Source organism: Nannocystis bainbridge (assembly GCF_028368995.1).
Lineage (GTDB): Bacteria > Myxococcota_A > Polyangia > Nannocystales > Nannocystaceae > Nannocystis > Nannocystis bainbridge.
In genome coordinates this window covers 3,885,367-3,901,041 of the sequence record NZ_JAQNDL010000001.1, presented here as the reverse complement: position 1 = coordinate 3,901,041, position 15,675 = coordinate 3,885,367, and the positions used below count along the sequence as shown (strand labels likewise).

The 15,675-nt window shown below is 71.1% G+C and carries 13 protein-coding genes; 4 read left to right on the top strand and 9 right to left on the bottom strand.

Annotation, left to right across the window (positions count from 1 at the left end; genetic code table 11):
* Positions 1–7: 7 nt before the first annotated feature.
* Positions 8–697, top strand: coding sequence for an SDR family NAD(P)-dependent oxidoreductase (locus POL25_RS15215; RefSeq protein WP_272086735.1), 690 nt, complete (start codon positions 8–10; stop codon positions 695–697).
* A 216-nt stretch (positions 698–913) separates the two neighbouring features.
* On the opposite strand, the gene boxB is transcribed toward POL25_RS15215, so the two are convergent.
* The gene (boxB, locus tag POL25_RS15210) at positions 914–2,338 is read right to left on the bottom strand and encodes a benzoyl-CoA 2,3-epoxidase subunit BoxB (protein ID WP_272086734.1); all 1,425 of its coding nucleotides are present in this window, start codon (positions 2,336–2,338) and stop codon (positions 914–916) included.
* Positions 2,339–2,392: 54 nt separating this feature from the next.
* Positions 2,393–4,066: a 2,3-epoxybenzoyl-CoA dihydrolase gene (boxC, locus tag POL25_RS15205; protein ID WP_272086733.1), complete on the bottom strand. Its 1,674-nt coding sequence runs from the start codon at positions 4,064–4,066 to the stop codon at positions 2,393–2,395.
* A gap of 506 nt (positions 4,067–4,572) precedes the next feature.
* Between boxC and POL25_RS15200 the strand changes: the two genes are divergently transcribed.
* Positions 4,573–5,229, top strand: a complete 657-nt coding sequence (locus POL25_RS15200; protein WP_272086732.1) for an HAD hydrolase-like protein — start codon at positions 4,573–4,575, stop codon at positions 5,227–5,229.
* A gap of 154 nt (positions 5,230–5,383) precedes the next feature.
* On the opposite strand, the gene POL25_RS44320 is transcribed toward POL25_RS15200, so the two are convergent.
* From POL25_RS44320 to POL25_RS15180, 4 genes are read right to left on the bottom strand one after another with little or no spacing between them, the layout of a single operon-like run.
* Positions 5,384–6,709, bottom strand: a complete 1,326-nt coding sequence (locus POL25_RS44320) for a class I SAM-dependent RNA methyltransferase (RefSeq protein ID WP_272086731.1) — start codon at positions 6,707–6,709, stop codon at positions 5,384–5,386.
* Positions 6,710–6,711: 2 nt separating this feature from the next.
* Positions 6,712–7,998 (bottom strand): 3-phosphoshikimate 1-carboxyvinyltransferase, encoded by a 1,287-nt coding sequence (gene aroA, locus POL25_RS15190; protein ID WP_272086730.1) that lies wholly within the window; start codon positions 7,996–7,998, stop codon positions 6,712–6,714.
* Positions 7,995–9,236, bottom strand: a complete 1,242-nt coding sequence (locus POL25_RS15185; RefSeq protein ID WP_272086729.1) for a DUF5924 family protein — start codon at positions 9,234–9,236, stop codon at positions 7,995–7,997. Before POL25_RS15185 ends, aroA begins: the two co-directional genes overlap by 4 nt.
* A gap of 22 nt (positions 9,237–9,258) precedes the next feature.
* A complete protein-coding gene (locus POL25_RS15180) occupies positions 9,259–10,257 on the bottom strand; it encodes a hypothetical protein (protein ID WP_272086728.1) in 999 nt (332 codons plus the stop codon).
* 90 nt (positions 10,258–10,347) lie between these two features.
* Between POL25_RS15180 and POL25_RS15175 the strand changes: the two genes are divergently transcribed.
* Both POL25_RS15175 and moaB read left to right on the top strand, forming a co-directional pair.
* Positions 10,348–11,232 (top strand): hypothetical protein, encoded by an 885-nt coding sequence (locus POL25_RS15175; RefSeq protein ID WP_272086727.1) that lies wholly within the window; start codon positions 10,348–10,350, stop codon positions 11,230–11,232.
* A 6-nt stretch (positions 11,233–11,238) separates the two neighbouring features.
* Positions 11,239–11,772, top strand: coding sequence for a molybdenum cofactor biosynthesis protein B (gene moaB / locus POL25_RS15170; RefSeq protein ID WP_272086726.1), 534 nt, complete (start codon positions 11,239–11,241; stop codon positions 11,770–11,772).
* 94 nt (positions 11,773–11,866) lie between these two features.
* Here moaB and POL25_RS15165 read toward each other — a convergent pair whose 3' ends face one another.
* The 3 genes from POL25_RS15165 to POL25_RS15155 form a co-directional block, all read right to left on the bottom strand.
* Positions 11,867–12,745 carry an MBL fold metallo-hydrolase gene (locus tag POL25_RS15165; protein WP_272086725.1) on the bottom strand — a complete coding sequence of 293 codons (879 nt, stop codon included), beginning with the start codon at positions 12,743–12,745 and terminating at the stop codon, positions 11,867–11,869.
* A gap of 73 nt (positions 12,746–12,818) precedes the next feature.
* The gene (gene cysS, locus POL25_RS15160) at positions 12,819–14,399 is read right to left on the bottom strand and encodes a cysteine--tRNA ligase (protein WP_272086724.1); all 1,581 of its coding nucleotides are present in this window, start codon (positions 14,397–14,399) and stop codon (positions 12,819–12,821) included.
* Between the two features lie 20 nt (positions 14,400–14,419).
* The gene (locus tag POL25_RS15155) at positions 14,420–15,538 is read right to left on the bottom strand and encodes a hypothetical protein (RefSeq protein WP_272086723.1); all 1,119 of its coding nucleotides are present in this window, start codon (positions 15,536–15,538) and stop codon (positions 14,420–14,422) included.
* Positions 15,539–15,675: the final 137 nt, after the last annotated feature.

Here is a 15,675-nt window from a genome sequence, read left to right as displayed (position 1 = left end):
TCAGGACATGCAGCGCGATCTCGAGGGGCTCACCATCGTCGTCACCGGAGGCGCAGGCGCGCTCGGTGGGGCCGTCGTCCAGGAGCTGGCTGACGCCGGCGCGAACGTGGTGGTGCCGGCGATCGACGACGGGCCGGGTGAGCGGGTCGGCGGGGTGCGCTACGTGCCGCGCGTCGACCTGTCTCAAGAGGCAGCCGTGGCCGGGTTCTACGGCGAGCTGCCGGCGCTGTGGGCCTCGGTCCACCTGGCCGGCGGCTTCACCTGGGCCAAGCTCGCGGACACCGACCTGGCGACGGTCCAGGGCCAGTGGACGCTCAACGCGGTGACGGCGTTCCTGTGCAGCCGCGCGGCGGTGGCGAAGATCCGGGCGAGCGGCGGGCAGGGCGGGCGCATCGTCAACACCGTCGCCCGCGCGGTCAGCCAGCCGGCCGCCGGCCTGTCCGCCTACGCGATGGCCAAGGGAGCCATCGCGGCGCTCACCGGCCAGCTCGCCGAGGAACTGCGCGAGGAGGGCATCACGGTCAACGCGATCGCCCCGGGCCTCATCGACACGCCGATCAACCGCAAGAGCATGCCGGACGCCGACTTCTCGCGCTGGACCAAGCCGACGGAGATCGCCCGCACGGTGCACGCGCTGGTGTCCCCGGGCCTCGGGGTGACGAGCGGGGCGATCGTGCCGGTCTACGGCCGCTCCTGAGCGAAAGGACAGGTCGCGCCGCTGCTCGAACGACGCAGCGGCGACCTCTCCTGCCCCCATTGTGAGCGCGACGCAGAAGCGGCCCCGGTTCGGTGAGCCGGAGCCGGCTCGCGCAGCGCGGGGCCTGTTTCGTCGCGACGCCGAAGACGAGGCCGCGAAATGCGAACGGCCCCGGTTCGCGAGAACCGAGGCCGTGGGCGTGGAGCGAGCGACGAATCAGTCGCGCAGCTGGACGTACTCGAAGTCGACCGGCTGACCCTCGATGCCGCGGGTCGGCGGGGCGATCCAGTTGGCGAACTTGCCGCGCTCGTGCGCGGGCTTCATGATCGACAGCAGGTAGTCGTTGTCGGCCGGGTTCAGCACCCACTCGTGACGCCGCTGGTCGAACTGATCCCTGGTGATCAGGTTGCCGGTCGGGTCAAAGGTGTGGTCGGCGTAGATGCCCTGGTGGCGGTGGAAGCGGCGGCTCGGCAGGGCCAGGCGCGTGGGCGAGCCGGCCTCCTCGAGGGTGCGGTTCCACTTGCGGAGCGCGCGCTCGCAGTCGTGGACGTAGGCGTCGCGCAGGACCTCGTTCATGGCGTTGCGCATCGGCACGTCGCGCTCGCCGAGGCGGCCGTTCTCGACCACGGGCAGGCGGTAGGTGCCCTCGAGGGCGCGGTGCTCCTCGTACTTGTCCTCGCGGTAGCGGCCCTTGAGGCCGGTGGCGAAGAAGTCGGCGGCGTTGCTCGAGATCTCGCCGCCGAACAAATCGAGCGAGTAGGTGTACCAGTAGTTGATCGTGCGCTGGATCAGGTCGAAGTCGATGCCGCCCTGGTTGCGCACGTCGCCGTTGGGGTCGAGGCGCTGCAGCTCGGCCGAGCGCTTGACGATGCGGTCCATGCCGGTCTCGCCGACGAACAGGTGGTGCGCCTCTTCGGTGAGCATGAACTCGGTCGTGCGGGCCAGCGGGTCGAAGCCGCTCTGGGCCAGCGCGGCGAGCTGATACTTGCCGTCGCGGTCGGTGAACATGGTGAACGCGAAGAAGCTCAGCCAGTGGTCGCACGGCTGGTTGAACGCGCCGAGGATGCGCGGCTTGTCGGGGTCGCCGCTGCGCCGCTCGAGCAGCATGTCGGCCTCGTCGCGCCCGTCACGGCCGAAGTACTTGTGGAGCAGGTAGACCATCGCCCACAGGTGGCGGCCCTCCTCGACGTTGACCTGGAACAGGTTACGCATGTCGTAGAGGCTGGGCGCGGTGTGGCCGAGCAGGCGCTGCTGCTCGACGCTGGCCGGCTCGGTGTCGGCCTGGGTGACGATGATGCGGCGCAGCGCGTTGCGGTGCTCGCCCGGGACCTCGTGCCACGCGGCCTTGCCAGCGTCGTCGCCGCAGCGGATCAGCGACTCCTCCTGGCGCGGGTTGAGGAAGATGCCCCAGCGGTAGTCGGGCATCTTGACGTGGTCGTAGTGGGCCCAGCCGTCGTTGTCGACCGACACGGCGGTGCGCAGGTAGACGTTCTTCTGGGCGAAGTCCGACGGGCCCATGTCGTTCCACCACTCGAGGTAGTTGGGCAACCACCTCTCGAGCGCGCGCTGCAGCTTCACGTCGTCGGACAGCCCGACGTTGTTGGGGATCTTGGCGTTGAGGTCGACGTTGTTGCTGACCATGGGATCCGTGTGCTCCGAAGACGGGCGGGAGAGCGGGGGTGAAGTCGGGGGTGCTTACACGCGGTTGAGGTCGAAGTGCGGGCGCTGGGGCTTGCCGTAGAGGCTGAGCGCGCCCTCGGGGCCGGTGGCGTTGGGCCGGATGAAGATCCAGTTCTGCCACGCGGTGAGTCGAGCGAAGATCTTGCTGGTGTCGTTCTCGGCGCCGACGAAGCGGAGGTTGGCCTCCATGCCGGTGAGCGCGTCGGGCGACATGCTGGCGCGCTCCTCGATGGCGACGCGGGTGTCGTCGTCCCAGTCGATCTTGTCGAGCCGCACGGTGACGAGGCCGGCCTCGTCGGCCGCCTCGGGGTCCATCAGCTCCTGCTGCTCGTGCAGCCGGGCGACCTGGTCCGGATCGGCGGCGAGCCGCACGGACAGGCGCGAAGGGCCATGGCTCATCGGCAATGTCCCAAAGTTCAGGGGGCCGAGGCCGACGCGCACGGCCTCGTCGTCGAGCAGGTAGAAGCGGTCGGCGGCGAGGGCCAGCTCGAGCAGGCAGCCGGCGAAGGCCGAGTCGGTGGCGTCGCCGAGGGCGTAGAACGAGCGGCTGGTGAGGTCGAGGCGGCGCAGCACGCGGGCCATGTGCAGCGCGACCTCGCTGACGAACCAGTGGTCGCGGGCGGCGAACAGCGCCCGGTCGTGGGCCAGCACCCGCGCCGAGTCGCCCTCGGTGCGCAGCAGGACCAGGCCGATGTCGAGCAGGTTGAACCGCAGCCACAGCAGCGCGTCGTCGAGCTCGCGCATGGCCCGGAGCGCCCACAGTTGGTCGCCCGCGGCGTGGATGGCGGCGGCGCCCTTCTCGACCAGCGCCACGTCGTCGGCGCTCGGGCCCTTGACGGTGATCGTGGCGGTGCGGGTGGCCGTGTCCCAGATGAGCGCGACGTGGCGGTAGCTGCGGCGGCCTTCGCTGCGATCGGGGGTGATCGGGCCGAGGGTGACGCCGGTGCGCTCGCCGGGCCGCAGCTCGACCTTGCGCTCGGCGGAGGCCTTGGCCTTCTTGGCGACCTCCTGCTCGAAGCGGCTGCGCGGGAACACGGCGTCGACGAGGCCCCACTGCAGCGCACGCTTGCCGCGCACGCCCTCGGCGGTGGTGCAGAAGATGTCAGCGCGGTCGCGCCGGACCTTGCGCTTGTCGACCACGCGGGTCAGGCCGCCGGTGCCGGGCAACACGCCGAGCAGCGGCACCTCGGGCAAGCTGACCGCCGAGTTGCCGTCGTCCTGCAGGTAGATCTCGGCGCACGCCAGCGCGAGCTCGTAGCCGCCGCCGGCGCAGGTGCCGTTGAGCGCGGCGACGTAGACCTGATCGCTGTGAGCGGTCGCGTCCTCGATCTCGCAGCGCGTCTCGTTGGTGAACTTGCAGAAGTTGACCTTCCACGCGTGCGTCGAGCTGCCGAGCATGAAGATGTTGGCGCCGGCGCAGAACACGTTGTCGTGACCGGAGGTGACGACGACGGTGCGCACCTCGGGGTGCTCGAAGCGCAGGCGGCGGACCACGTCGGCCAGCTCGATGTCGACGCCGAGGTCGTAGCTGTTGAGCTTGAGCTCGTAGCCGGGGCGCAGACCGGCGGCGGCGTCGACCCGCATCAGCACCTTCGCAATCGCGCCGTCGTACTGCACTTGCCAATGGTGGTAGCGCGAGGGGTCGGTCTCGAACTCGACGGGGGGGTGTTGCTGCGGCGAAGCGTCCATCGCAGACAAAAAATTACATGGGCTCGTCGCTTCGTGTGCCGCTGTGCATCGTGTGCTCTCGCACGATTCGCGCGATGCGTGCGGTGGGCCGGGGGAGCTGCTTGGCGAACATCGGCGATCGTCGCGCGACTCTCGAAGTCGTCATGGATCGTCGCAAAACCGTGTGGACGCGCACGCGTGTGCGCTCGCACGGATCGCGGAATTTCGGGCTCCAACGGCGTTCTACGGCGATGTTCAACGACTTCTCTCGGCGCTCGGCCGGCGGCTCGCAACCTGTCCTTCGGGACAATTCGTGTGCTGACTCGCCGCGCCGCATCACGACTGCGGAGCGCGCTGCATTCGTCGCGAGCTTCGCAGTCGCGAAGTCGACACGCGCTGCGATGCGTGCGTCGGCCGCCGCCTGGCGCTGCGATGCAATCGTGTGCATCCACACGACGATCTGTCCCACAGTTCCGGATCTCCCGCCGAGCGCGACTTCAAGCCGCTGCGAGTGCTAGACAGCCCTCGTGCTCCGCGGCGTCCTCTTCGACCTCGACGGCGTGCTGGTCGACTCGCTGGCCTCGATCGGCGCTTGCTTCAACCACGCGCTCCAGACGCTCGGCCGCCCGCCGCTGACCCTGACGTCGCTGCGGCCGCTGATCGGGCCGCCGCTCGAGGAGAGCGCGCAGTCGGTGATCGGCGACGATCCGCAGCTGCTCGCGCGCTTCATCGCGGCGTATCGCGAGCGCTACGCGGCGACCTCGGTCGACGAGACGCGGCCGGCCGCCGGTTTGGTCGAGGTGGTGACGGAGCTGGCGCAGCGCACCGAGCTGGCCGTGGCGACCAGCAAGCCCGAGGTGTACGCGCGACCGATCCTCGCCGGCCTCGGGGTGGCGCACCTGTTCAAGGCGATCTGCGGCCGCTCGCTCGCCCTCGACGTGGAGCCCAAGGCGGCGGTGATCGCCCGCGCGCTGCATTCGTTCGCCGGCCGCGCCGAGGGGCTGGTGATGGTCGGCGACCGCCGCCACGACGTGGCCGGCGCGCAGGTCCACGGGATCCCGACCATCGGGGTGCTGCACGGGATGGGCAGCGAGGACGAGCTGCGCGCAGCCGGCGCTCGCTGGCTGGCCGCCGATCTGCGCGCGCTGCCGGGGCTGCTGCGCGAGATCGAGGCCGAGCTCTGATGCTGTTTTAAGGGACATGCCCGTGGGGGCATGTTCCGAAAGACATGTTGAATTCGGGGTCGATGAACTCCGAGAGATCCGCCGCCCGGATGCGAGCCGACGCTCGTCCGAAGCGAGGTCGTCGGTCGAGGTGACGCGGCGGTGATCTTGAGGCTCAGTCGTCGCCTGTCCCGTGGGACAGCCAGGCGACGAGCTCGAGGTGTGGGGTGTGGGGCAGGGTGTCGTAGGCGCGCAGGCGGCGGAGGACGTAGCCGCCGGCCTGCAGCGTGGCGAGGTCGCGGACCAGGGCGTCGGCGCTGCAGCTCATGATCTGCAGGCGCGGGGCGGCCTGGCGGACCAGGGCGGCGCACACGGCGGGGCCCATGCCGCCGCGCGGCGGGTTGGCGACGACGAGCTCGGGGTGGCGACCTTCGGCCTGCTGGCGGGCGAGGAAGACCTCGGCGGGTTCGGCGGGGACGCCCAGCGCGGCGGCGCTCTCGGGGTAGACCTCGCACGGGACGACCTCGGCGAACTCGCGCCGCAGCAAGGCAGTCGTCACCCCGGCGCCGGCGTAGAGGTCGAAGGCGAGTTTGCCGCGGTGCGGGGCGCCGGCCTCGTCGGCGACGAGGTCGCGATAGGCGAGCTCGGCGACGCGCGGATTGGGCTGCAAGAACCCGAGCGGGCCGACCTCGACGGGGACGCCGGCGAGGCTGACTGAAAGGACAGGTCGTCCGCGCAGCTGCACGGGCGGCTCGCCGCGCACGGCGTTGCCGCGGCCGGCCTGCACGCTCCAGGCGACGCCGGCGGGCAGCTTCAGGGCGGCGGGTAGCAGCTCGGCCGCGGGGCTCGGGCTGGCGGCGGTGATGAGGGTGAGGAGGACGTCCCGGCCGTCGGTCTTGAACCAGGCGTAGCGCAGGTCGCCGCTGCCGGTGGCCTCGTCGTAGGGGACGATCGCCAGGGCCGAGGCGGCGGCCTGCAGCTCGCGCGCGGCGGCGGCGATGCTCGGGTGGTCGACGCGGCAGTCATTCATGGCGGCCGGGGCGTGCGAGCCGCGGTGGTAGCTGCCCACGAGGACATGTCCCGAAGTACCTGTGATGATCCGCTTGCTCGACCACCGATAACCCCAGGCGTCGGGGCCGGCGACCAGCGGGCCGGGGTCGAGGCCGTGGCGGCGGACCAGAGCCGCGCGCTTGAGCTCGCGCTGGGCGGCGAGGTCGAGGGCCTGCAGCGGGCAGCCGGAGCAGGCGCCGCGGCGGGGGGCGATGCCGGCGTCGCTGTGCGGGCAGGGCGGCGCGACCCGGGCCGGGTGGGCCTGCAGCAGCGTGCGCAGGCGGGCGTGGGCCCGCGGGGTCTGGCGCGAGACGTGCTCGACCCGGACCTCGGCGCGCTCGCCGGGATAAACCCCGGGGACATGGACCGAAGTACCTGTGCTTTCGGACAGCCCGTCGCCCTCGGGCGTGAGCACCTCGAGGTCGACGGTGACGAGGTCGCCGGCGCGCACGCTCACTCGACCATGCCGAGGCCGGCGAGGACCTCGAAGTACTTGGGGAAGGTCTTGGCGACGCAGCCGGGGTCGCGGATCGTGACGTGGCCGGCGAGACTGAAGGCCATGGCGACGCGGTGGTCGCGGTAGGTGTCGATCGCGGCGCCAGCGACGATCTGCGCCGGCGGGGTGATGTCGAGGCCGTCTTCGTGCTCGACGACCTCGGCGCCGAGCTTGCGCAGCTCGGTGGCGGCAGCGGCGATCCGGTCGCTCTCGTGGTGACGCAGGACCTCGACGCCGCGGATCCGCGTCGGCCCGACGGCGTGCAGCGCGAGCACGGCGGCGGTCAGCGTGGTGTCGGGCATGTCGGAGAGGTCGAGGTCGACGCCGTGCAGGGTGCCGGCGCCGCGCACGAGGGTGATCTCGGGGCCCTGGAGGACGCTCGCGCCCATGCGCCCGAGCACGTCGCAGAAGCGGGTGTCGCCCTGCTGGCTGGCGCGACCGAGGCCGGGGACGCGCACCTCGCCGCCGAAGATCGCGGCCAGCGACAGCAAGTAGGTGGCGGCGGAGGCGTCGGGCTCGACGTGGTAGTCGCGGCCGCGCAAGGTGGTGGGGCTGACCTCGAGCACATCTCGCTCGAGCCAGCGCGCGTCGGCCCCGAAGTCACGCAGGCAGGCGAGGGTCATGTCGACGTAGGGCCGCGCGGGGGTGCCCTGCTCGAGCACGATGCGCAGCGGAGCGTCGGCGAGCGGGGCGGCGATCAGGAGGGCGGAGATGAACTGGGAGCTGGGCGGGCGAGCGAGGCGGATCTCGCCGCCGCGCAGGCGAGCGCCGCGGATCTCGCACGGCAACATGTCCTCGGCGGCGGTGCAGCGGATGTCGGCGCCCTGGGCCCGCAGAGCCTGCAGGAGGCCCTCCATGGGCCGTTCGCGCATGCGCGCGCTGCCGTCGACGAGGCAGGTGATCGGCGAGGCGGCGAACACGGCGGCGAGGAAGCGAGCGGCGGTGCCGGCGGTGGCGACGTCGATCGGCCGCTCGGGCTCGTCGACGCGCGTCAGCGGGCCGCCGACGCCGGTGACGCGGACCTCGCTGGCGTCCTCGCTGGCCTCGCAGACGACGCCGCAGCGGGCCAGCGCGGCGCGCATGACCTGGGTGTCCTCGGAGTCGAGGCAGCCGCGCAGCATGGATGTCCCTTCGGACATGGCCGCAAGGACAAGCGCGCGGTTGGTCAGGCTCTTCGAGCCAGGCGGGGTGAGGGCGGCCAAGATCGGGCCGGGTGGGGGGCGGACGCGGACTTCGCTCGTCATTGGATGACCTCGAATTCGACGCGCCCGACCAACTGGTCGTCCTCGGTGACGACGTCGATGCTCCACGGGCCGGTGCGGTCCGAGGGGATGTGGAACGAACGCAAGGTGGAACGCAGGCGGACGCTGCCGGGCGGTGGGTCGACGGCGGGCTCGCTGGCGCCGCGCTGGACCTCGAGGCCGCGGTGACGCCAGACGTGCAGGAGGTTGTCGCCGCGGCCGCCCGGGGTGACGACGTCGGTGATCGCGTGCATCTCGGTGATCAGCGACTCGTGGAGGGCGCTGACGTGCATGCTGAGGCGACCGTCGGGCAAGAGGGTCGGGCCGACCGCGCCGACGGCGACGTACATCGGCACCGGCGGGATGCCGCGCCGGCCGGCGTAGGCGATGAACACGGCCATGCCGACGGCGGCCACCAGGGCGAAGAACCACGCCGGCTTGAGCAGGTTCTTGAACGGCACGTGCATGGTGAAGAACACCACCGTCGCCAGCGCGGCTGCGGCCAGCAAGGTGACGAGCGTGCGCGTGTCAGGGAAGATCGCCGGCAACACCAGGTTGAGGCAGGCGAACAGGATGAACAGGTAGACGACCGAGGCCGGGGCCTTGTAGCGCATCAAGACCTGGTCGAACACGACGTCGACGGTCGACAGCAGCGCGAGCAGGCCGAGCAGGTAGAGGAAGAAGCGGTTGTCGGCGTCGAGCGTGGCGGCCTTCCAATAGAAGGGCACCAGGAAGAACAGCATGCTCTGGTAGAGGTTCTTCAGCGCCGTGGTCATCACGTAGAAGCGCAGCTTCGACTTGGCGTCGGTGACCCTGTCCTTCTGCCCGCGGCCCTGGCCGAAGTGGCGGAAGAACATGACGATCACCAGCCAGCCGGCGCACAACAGCACGACCATCCAGCGGGCGCGGTCGTAGCCCTCGGCGGCGTACATCATGACGAACGCGCCGAAGGTCATGGCGTAGGCCGAGTGCAGCCACCACAGCAGGTGACCGTGCTTGGCAAAGAAGGCGCGGAACCTGGCGAAGCGCTTGACGGTGGCGATCTCGCCGGCCGTCATGTCCTTGGGGACATCGACAGGCTCGCCGGTCTCGTCGCCGACCTGCGCCAGCTCGGCGGCGGCGACCTGCAGCTCGGGGCTCAGCGCGGCGGTCGGCGTGCCCACGGGCGGCACGGGCGGCGCGGGCGGGACGGCGCTGGCTTCAGTGGGCTCGATCTTCGGGTCCTGCGGCGTCTCGGCCATCCGATGGGTGAGGATGCGTGATTCACGGGCCGGTGCCAACCGTCGTCGCCGTACCATCTGCGGTGGCGCCCGTGGTGGCCGCGGTGCCGCCGGTGCCGTCGGTGTCGCCGGTGCCAGCGGTCTCGGCCATCGGCTCGGGGCGGTCGGTGGCCCACTGCACGCGCTCGGCCGTGAAGTTGAAGTACATCCACACGCCCTGGCCGTAGAGGCCGTGGTTGTCGATGTCGCTGAAGGTGTTCATGGCGTCGGCCTGGCAGCCGGCGCCGCCAGCGAGGACGTTCCACGGGACGAAGCTGATGCCGTTGGCCTGCCCGGCCGCCAGCATGGCGGTGGCCGCGGGCATGAAGCCGCGCAGGACGCCCTGGACGAGCTTCTGCGGCTGGCCGTCGATCGCGTAGGCGGCGGCGATCTCGACCTCGACGAGGGCGAGGTCGAGCGGGGTCATGCCGGCCTGCGCCGCCAGCCGCACGGGGGTGCCGGCGATCTTGGCGCTGACGAGGCACGGCGCGGGGGGCCGCGGCGGGGCGTCGTAGGCGGCGTTGAGCGAGTTGGGCTCGGTGTTCCCGCAGGCGCCGGCCTCGCGGTTGAAGGCGTCGATGTCGACGGTGTGGGTGCCGGCGATCATGCGGTCGGTGCAGTTGGTCGGCGAGCCGGCGATGCACAGCGCCGAGACGAACTGCAGCTTGGCGACGGCGCTCTTGAGGTCGAGCGGGCGCAGCACGAGCACGTTGCTGACGTCGTAGTCGGCGATGCCCTGGGCGATGAAGCCGTTGAGGGTGGCGGTCGAATCGGTGCACACGCCGAGCACGGGGTCGAAGGTGTAGGTGTGCGGGTCGACGAGCTCGAGCGAGGTGATCCGAAACGCGACGGGGCTCTCGGGCGGCGGGTCAGGACAGACGCCCGTGTTTGCGCACAGGCCCTCGAGGTAGTCGCTGCTGTAACAGCCGCCGAGGAGGCCGACCGCGAGCGCCAGCGCGGGGCGCATCCGTGCGGTGACGAGGCGACGACCGGCGACGAGCAAGGCGGCGCCATCATAGCGAAAATCCGCGCGGCCCGGCCGCCGCCCGCGATGTGTGTTGCCGCCGCCCGGCGCCTGGCGCACCATCCAGCCATGACTTCGCTTATTTCGCCGCGCGAGGCCCCAGGAGCCCGCCCGCCCGGCGTCTTCACCGAGAGGTGGCGGGCGGCCGTCCTGCCGCTGCTCGCCGGGATCGCCTGCCTCGCGTGCGAGCTCCGCGTGCACAACGAGACGGCGAGCGAGAGCGACAGCAGCAGCGAGGCGACCTCGGCCGGCGATGGCGCGCCAGAGGTGTGCCTGCGCTACGTGGCCTGCCTGAAGGAGGTCGACGCCGCCGCCGGAGCCGAGGCCGAGGCGACCCACGGGGCGGAGGGCAGCTGCTGGTCGGGCAACGAAGAGGAGGCGGCCGACTGCCTGGCGCTGTGCGACGCGCAGCTGCGCAACTACGCGGCGGCGTTCCCCGACCTCACAGCCTGCGAGGACGAGGGGATCGTTTCGGACGTCGAGTTCGAGATCGGGCAGGCAGTGTTCGACCCGGTCGACCCGTTCCTGCCGCCGGTGTACGCGAAACTCGAAGCCGGGGGGACGCTGCCGGTGGTTCGCGGCGGTCAGGGGCTGCTGATGCTGGCGTTCAGCCTGCGCGGCAAGAACTTCGTGATCACCGAGGACCCCAACGACTGGGACAACCCGAAGATGCCGCACGTGGACATGTGGGTCGATATCGAGGGCCACAACGTCGGCTTCGGCGGCCACTTCGCCCGCCTCAACAACTATTCGGTCGGCTTCTATCCGATAGGGGACGGCATGGGCACGCTCGAGCACATGTACATCGCCATCATCGTGCCCGACGCGATCGCCGACCCGCAGACGCTGACGAACAAGCCCGGGTTGGTCCACATCGAGCTGAGCACGTTCGGCGAGCCGGCGAGCATCCAGGAGCTGGAGTTCGTGGTGGCGCCGGAGATCCAGGAGTACTGACGCGCCATGAACCAAGCCGTCCGCGAGTTCATCCCCGTGCACGCCGCCGTGCTGACGGTCTCCGACACCCGCACGCTGGCGACCGATACGTCAGGCCAGACGGCGGTCGACCGCCTCACCGAGGCCGGGCACAAGGTGGTCCGCCGCGCGATCGTCCGCGACGACCGCGAGGAGATCCGCGCAGCCCTGCAAGGCTTCATCGACGACCCGGAGGTCGAGGTGGTGATCACCACCGGCGGCACCGGGGTGACGCCGCGCGACGTGACGCCCGAGGCGCTGGCGCCCCTGGTGACCAAGCCGATCCCCGGCTTCGGCGAGCTGTTCCGCTGGCTCAGCTTCGCGGAGATCGGGACTTCGACGATCCAGAGCCGCGCCGAGGCGGCCCTGTGCGGCACGACCTACGTGTTCCTGCTGCCCGGCTCGACCGGGGCGGTGCGCACGGCGTTCGACAAGATCCTGCTGCAGCAGCTCGACCACCGCCACAAGCCCTGCAACTTCGTCGAGCTGCTGCCGCGCATCCGCGGCGAACGGCCGGGCTGAGCGGCCGACAATCGGGACATGTCGCCGTGGACATGTCTCGCGGGACATGCTCGCTCGGGCATGCTCCCGGGGGCATGTCCCCGAGGACAGGCCGCTACAGCATCTGCTGGCCGGCGACCAGGTCGAAGACGTGGCCGGGCAGGGCGATCCGGAAGCCCGCCGCCTCGACGCGCGGGCGGTAGAGCTCGAGGTTGTCCTCGTGGTGCATGATCACGAGCTTGCGCCGGACCGCCTCGGGCAGGGCCTCGAGCCGGTCGAAGAAGCCGTGGACCTGACCGGGGTAGTCGATGAAGGTGCAGTCGTGGAAGAAGATGCTGGTGCGCGGCTCGATGCTGTGGAGGAAGGCGGGGTCGACGACGCCGTCGCCGGACCACCAGGCGATCCGCGGGTCCCGCGGGTCCTCGCCGACGTGCAGCTCGAGCGCGCACGACGGCTTGCCGGGCACGTGCTCGTTCTCGCGGGTGACCACGCGCAGGCCGTCGACCTCGAAGGCCTCGGCGTGGTTCCAGGGGTTCTTGCGCGGCGGCTCGACCGCGGCCGGAGGGATGACCTGAAAGAAGTGCTGCAGGGTGCCGCTGCGCAGGTTGCCGCGGCCGTCCTGGACGTAGCGCAGCGAGGGCGCCAGCGTCTCCCACACCTCGTCGCGCACGGCGCTGTGCGAGACGTACTTGGGCAGCGGCCCGCCGCGGCTCGAGGCCATCACCTCGGCGTGGGTCTCGAAGTAGCGGACGAAAGCGAAGTCCTCGAGGCCGAAGACGTGGTCGCCGTGGCAGTGGGTGATGATCTGGCCGTGGATGTCGTGCCAGGCGTAGCCGGCCGCGTACAGCTGGTCCGGCGCCTGACGCCCGCAGTCGATGAGCCACCGCTTGCCGTCGCGCAGGGTGACCATCGAGCAGGTCGTCCCGTAGCGACGGGAGAACGCGCCGCCGGCCCCGAACAGGCGCAGCGAGATGGTTTGACTGCTGGCGGACACGACCTTGAGGTTGTAGTGAAGCGCTCGGCTGCGGGGATGCAAGCCCCCGGGCCACGGGGCCGGGGGGACGGGCTCAGAGGGACCAGGTGGAGCGGTCGACGCCGTCCCGGACAAGGACCCCGATCGAGCTTAACTCAGCTCGCAGGCGGTCCGCCTCTTTCCAGTCTTTTTTGACCCGCGCCTCGTCGCGGAGGGCGACCTTCCGCTCGACATCGTCCACGTCGAGCCCGAGCCGCGCGGCCTTGCGAGACCGGCGCCCGAGCAGCCAGGCCTCGGGGTCGGCGGCGAACAGGCCCAGCATGCGCGCGACGGCCGGGAAGTCGGCGAGGAAGCGGCGCAGCGTGGCCGTACGACCGGCAGCGGCGCCCTTCTTCTTGGCCTCGAGCAGGCGGTTGATCTCGCGCAAGGGCTCGCTCAGGGCGGCCACCGCCGCGGCAGTGTTGAGGTCGTCGTAAAGCGCGGCGGTGAACGCGGCCAACATCCCACCCACGGCCGCAGAAACGGCGGTCTCGTGCGAATCCTCGGACTCGGCCAGAGCGCGGCGAGCGCGCGCGAGGGTGTCGTAGACGTAGGCGACCCGCTCGTCGGCCTCCTCCAGGCCGGGGAAGCGGATGTGGGCCCGCAGGCGCTCGCGGTCGAGCCCGGCGCCGCACTCGGGGCAGGCGCTGCCCTGCTGGGCCTCGGTGTCGAGCGGGCGCGCGCACGCCGGGCACGGGACCTCGACGTCGAAGTTGATGCCCGAGCGGTAGTGGACCCCGAGCAGGAACCACCGCACGGCCTCGGGCGGATACAGCGCGGTGACCTCGCGGATGGTGAAGAAGTTGCCGAGGCTCTTCGACATCTTCTCGCCGGCGAAGTCGACGAAGCCGTTGTGCATCCAGTGGCGGGCGAAGGTCCCGTGGCCGCACGCGCCCTGCGACTGGGCGATCTCGTTCTCGTGGTGAGGGAAGATGAGATCGCGGCCGCCGGCGTGGAGGTCGAAGCTCTCGCCGAGGTGGACCTTGCTCATGGCCGAGCACTCGATGTGCCAGCCCGGCCGCCCGGGGCCCCACGGGCTCGGCCAGGCCGGCTCGCCCGGCTTCTCGGCCTTCCACAGCGCGAAGTCGAGCGGGTTCTCCTTGAGCTCGCTGACCTCGACGCGCGCGCCGGCCTGCATGTCGTCGAGGCTGCGCTTGCTCAGCGCGCCGTAGGTCGGGTAGGCGGCGACGCGGAAGTACACGTCGCCACCTGACTCATAGGCCAGGTCGCGGGCGATCAAGGTCTCGATGAGGGCGACGATCTCGGGGATCGTGCCAGTGACGCGCGGCTCGACGTCGGGCCGCAGGCAGCCGAGCGAGTCGAGGTCTTCGTGGTAGGCCGCGGTGTACTTGGCGGCGACCTCGCCGGGGCTGATGCCCTCGACGTTGGCCCGCTTGATGATCTTGTCGTCGATGTCGGTGACGTTGCGGACGAAGGTGACGCGCACGTCCTGCTCGCGCAGGAAGCGGACCACGGTGTCGGCGACGATGGCGGAGCGCGCGTGCCCGACGTGGCTCAGATCGTAGACGGTGGGGCCACACAGGTAGAGGCCGATGTGTCCCGGCTCGATCGGCTCGAGCGGGCGCTTGCTCCCGCTCATGGTGTCGTAAAGAAGCAGCGTGGGCGTCGTACTCATCTCGGGCGAGGCAGTGTGCCTCAAGCCCGCCGCGCGCGCCACCCGGCGACCAGGCTGGTGACGTTCCAGCCGACGACGATCAGCACCAGGCACCACATCACGACCTCGAGCCAGCGGTCGCGCGGGCGGACGCCGACGTCGATCACGTAGCCCTGCGGGTCGACGGTGACGGGCCGCTCGAGCCGCACGGCCTTGACGTCGCCGGGATCGAGCACGAGCCGGCCGGCCTGCAGGGGCCGCGGGACGAGCTTGCCGTCCTGGAGGTCGAAGCCCGGCTTGGCGTTGTCGCCGGGCACGAAGCCGAACTTGCCGCCGTCGCCAGTGATGTCACTCGCAGGCACCGGGTAGCTGGTGATCCACGGCAAGATCGCCGCGCCCACGCTCGGGTCGGCCGGCTTGGCGTCCGCGGGGATGACCGCGGCGGCCGACAGCTTGGCCTGCGCCGACTCACGCTCGCCCGCGGGCAAGCGCACGTAGAAGTTGTAGAAGCGGGCGCTGCTCTGCTCGGGCGGGGCGTAGTACGGGAAGCCGAGCGCGGCCACGGCGGCCTCCGCGGCGGCCGGCGAGTCGAAGCTGCTGCGCCCGAGCTGGGCCTGCACGTCGGGCTGCTCGACCACGATGGTGACGGTGGCCTTGGTGCCGAGCGTGATGCTCTGGCCGTCGGTGTCGACGACGGTGATGCCGTCGCCCTGGCGCTTGCCGAGCGCTTCGAGCAGGGCCGCGGGGGTGGCGTCGCGGCCCTCGACGATGCGCTCGCCGTCAAAGTGCTGCTGGATGGCGGCGAAGTTGGGCGACTCGGAAAGCCGGCGCATGCGGCCCTCGAACACGCCCTCGAACTGCTGCGGCGCGGCCTCGGTGGTCCGCGGGATGGCGGCGAACAGGCTGCCGCCGCCCTCGATGAGGCGCAGGTAGCCGATCGTCCGCCCGGCCTGGCCGGACTTGGGCTCGATGCGCAGGCGGGCGGCGTGCTGGACGTCGGGGGTGCCGCGGAGGACGACGAAGGTGTCGTCGAGGCCGGGATCGACGCCCTTGGCGACCAGGGCGGCGGCGTCGCCGAGGTCGCGCGGCTCGCTACCCTGGAGGAAGTAGCGGACGTCGCCGAACATCCAGAACAGCATGTAGCCGCCGAGCGCGACCACCGCGACATCGATGATCGGAGAACGGCGCCGACGCGGGGCATCGGCCGGGGGAAAGTCGTCTGCTGGATCCGTCGCTTCGCTCACGACAACCTCGCAAAATCCAGGGCCGGAGGCCCGTGCAGCCGCCAGGGCCGGAG

Excerpts from the sequence above, each read along its gene's own strand:
- POL25_RS15185 (WP_272086729.1), bottom strand. The coding sequence starts at position 9,236 with ATGGCCGAGACGCCGCAGGACCCGAAGATCGAGCCCACTGAAGCCAGC.
- boxC (WP_272086733.1), bottom strand. The coding sequence starts at position 4,066 with ATGGACGCTTCGCCGCAGCAACACCCCCCCGTCGAGTTCGAGACCGAC.
- aroA (WP_272086730.1), bottom strand. The coding sequence starts at position 7,998 with ATGACGAGCGAAGTCCGCGTCCGCCCCCCACCCGGCCCGATCTTGGCC.
- POL25_RS15215 (WP_272086735.1), top strand. The coding sequence starts at position 8 with ATGCAGCGCGATCTCGAGGGGCTCACCATCGTCGTCACCGGAGGCGCA.
- boxB (WP_272086734.1), bottom strand. The coding sequence starts at position 2,338 with ATGGTCAGCAACAACGTCGACCTCAACGCCAAGATCCCCAACAACGTC.
- POL25_RS15175 (WP_272086727.1), top strand. The coding sequence starts at position 10,348 with ATGACTTCGCTTATTTCGCCGCGCGAGGCCCCAGGAGCCCGCCCGCCC.
- moaB (WP_272086726.1), top strand. The coding sequence starts at position 11,239 with ATGAACCAAGCCGTCCGCGAGTTCATCCCCGTGCACGCCGCCGTGCTG.
- cysS (WP_272086724.1), bottom strand. The coding sequence starts at position 14,399 with ATGAGTACGACGCCCACGCTGCTTCTTTACGACACCATGAGCGGGAGC.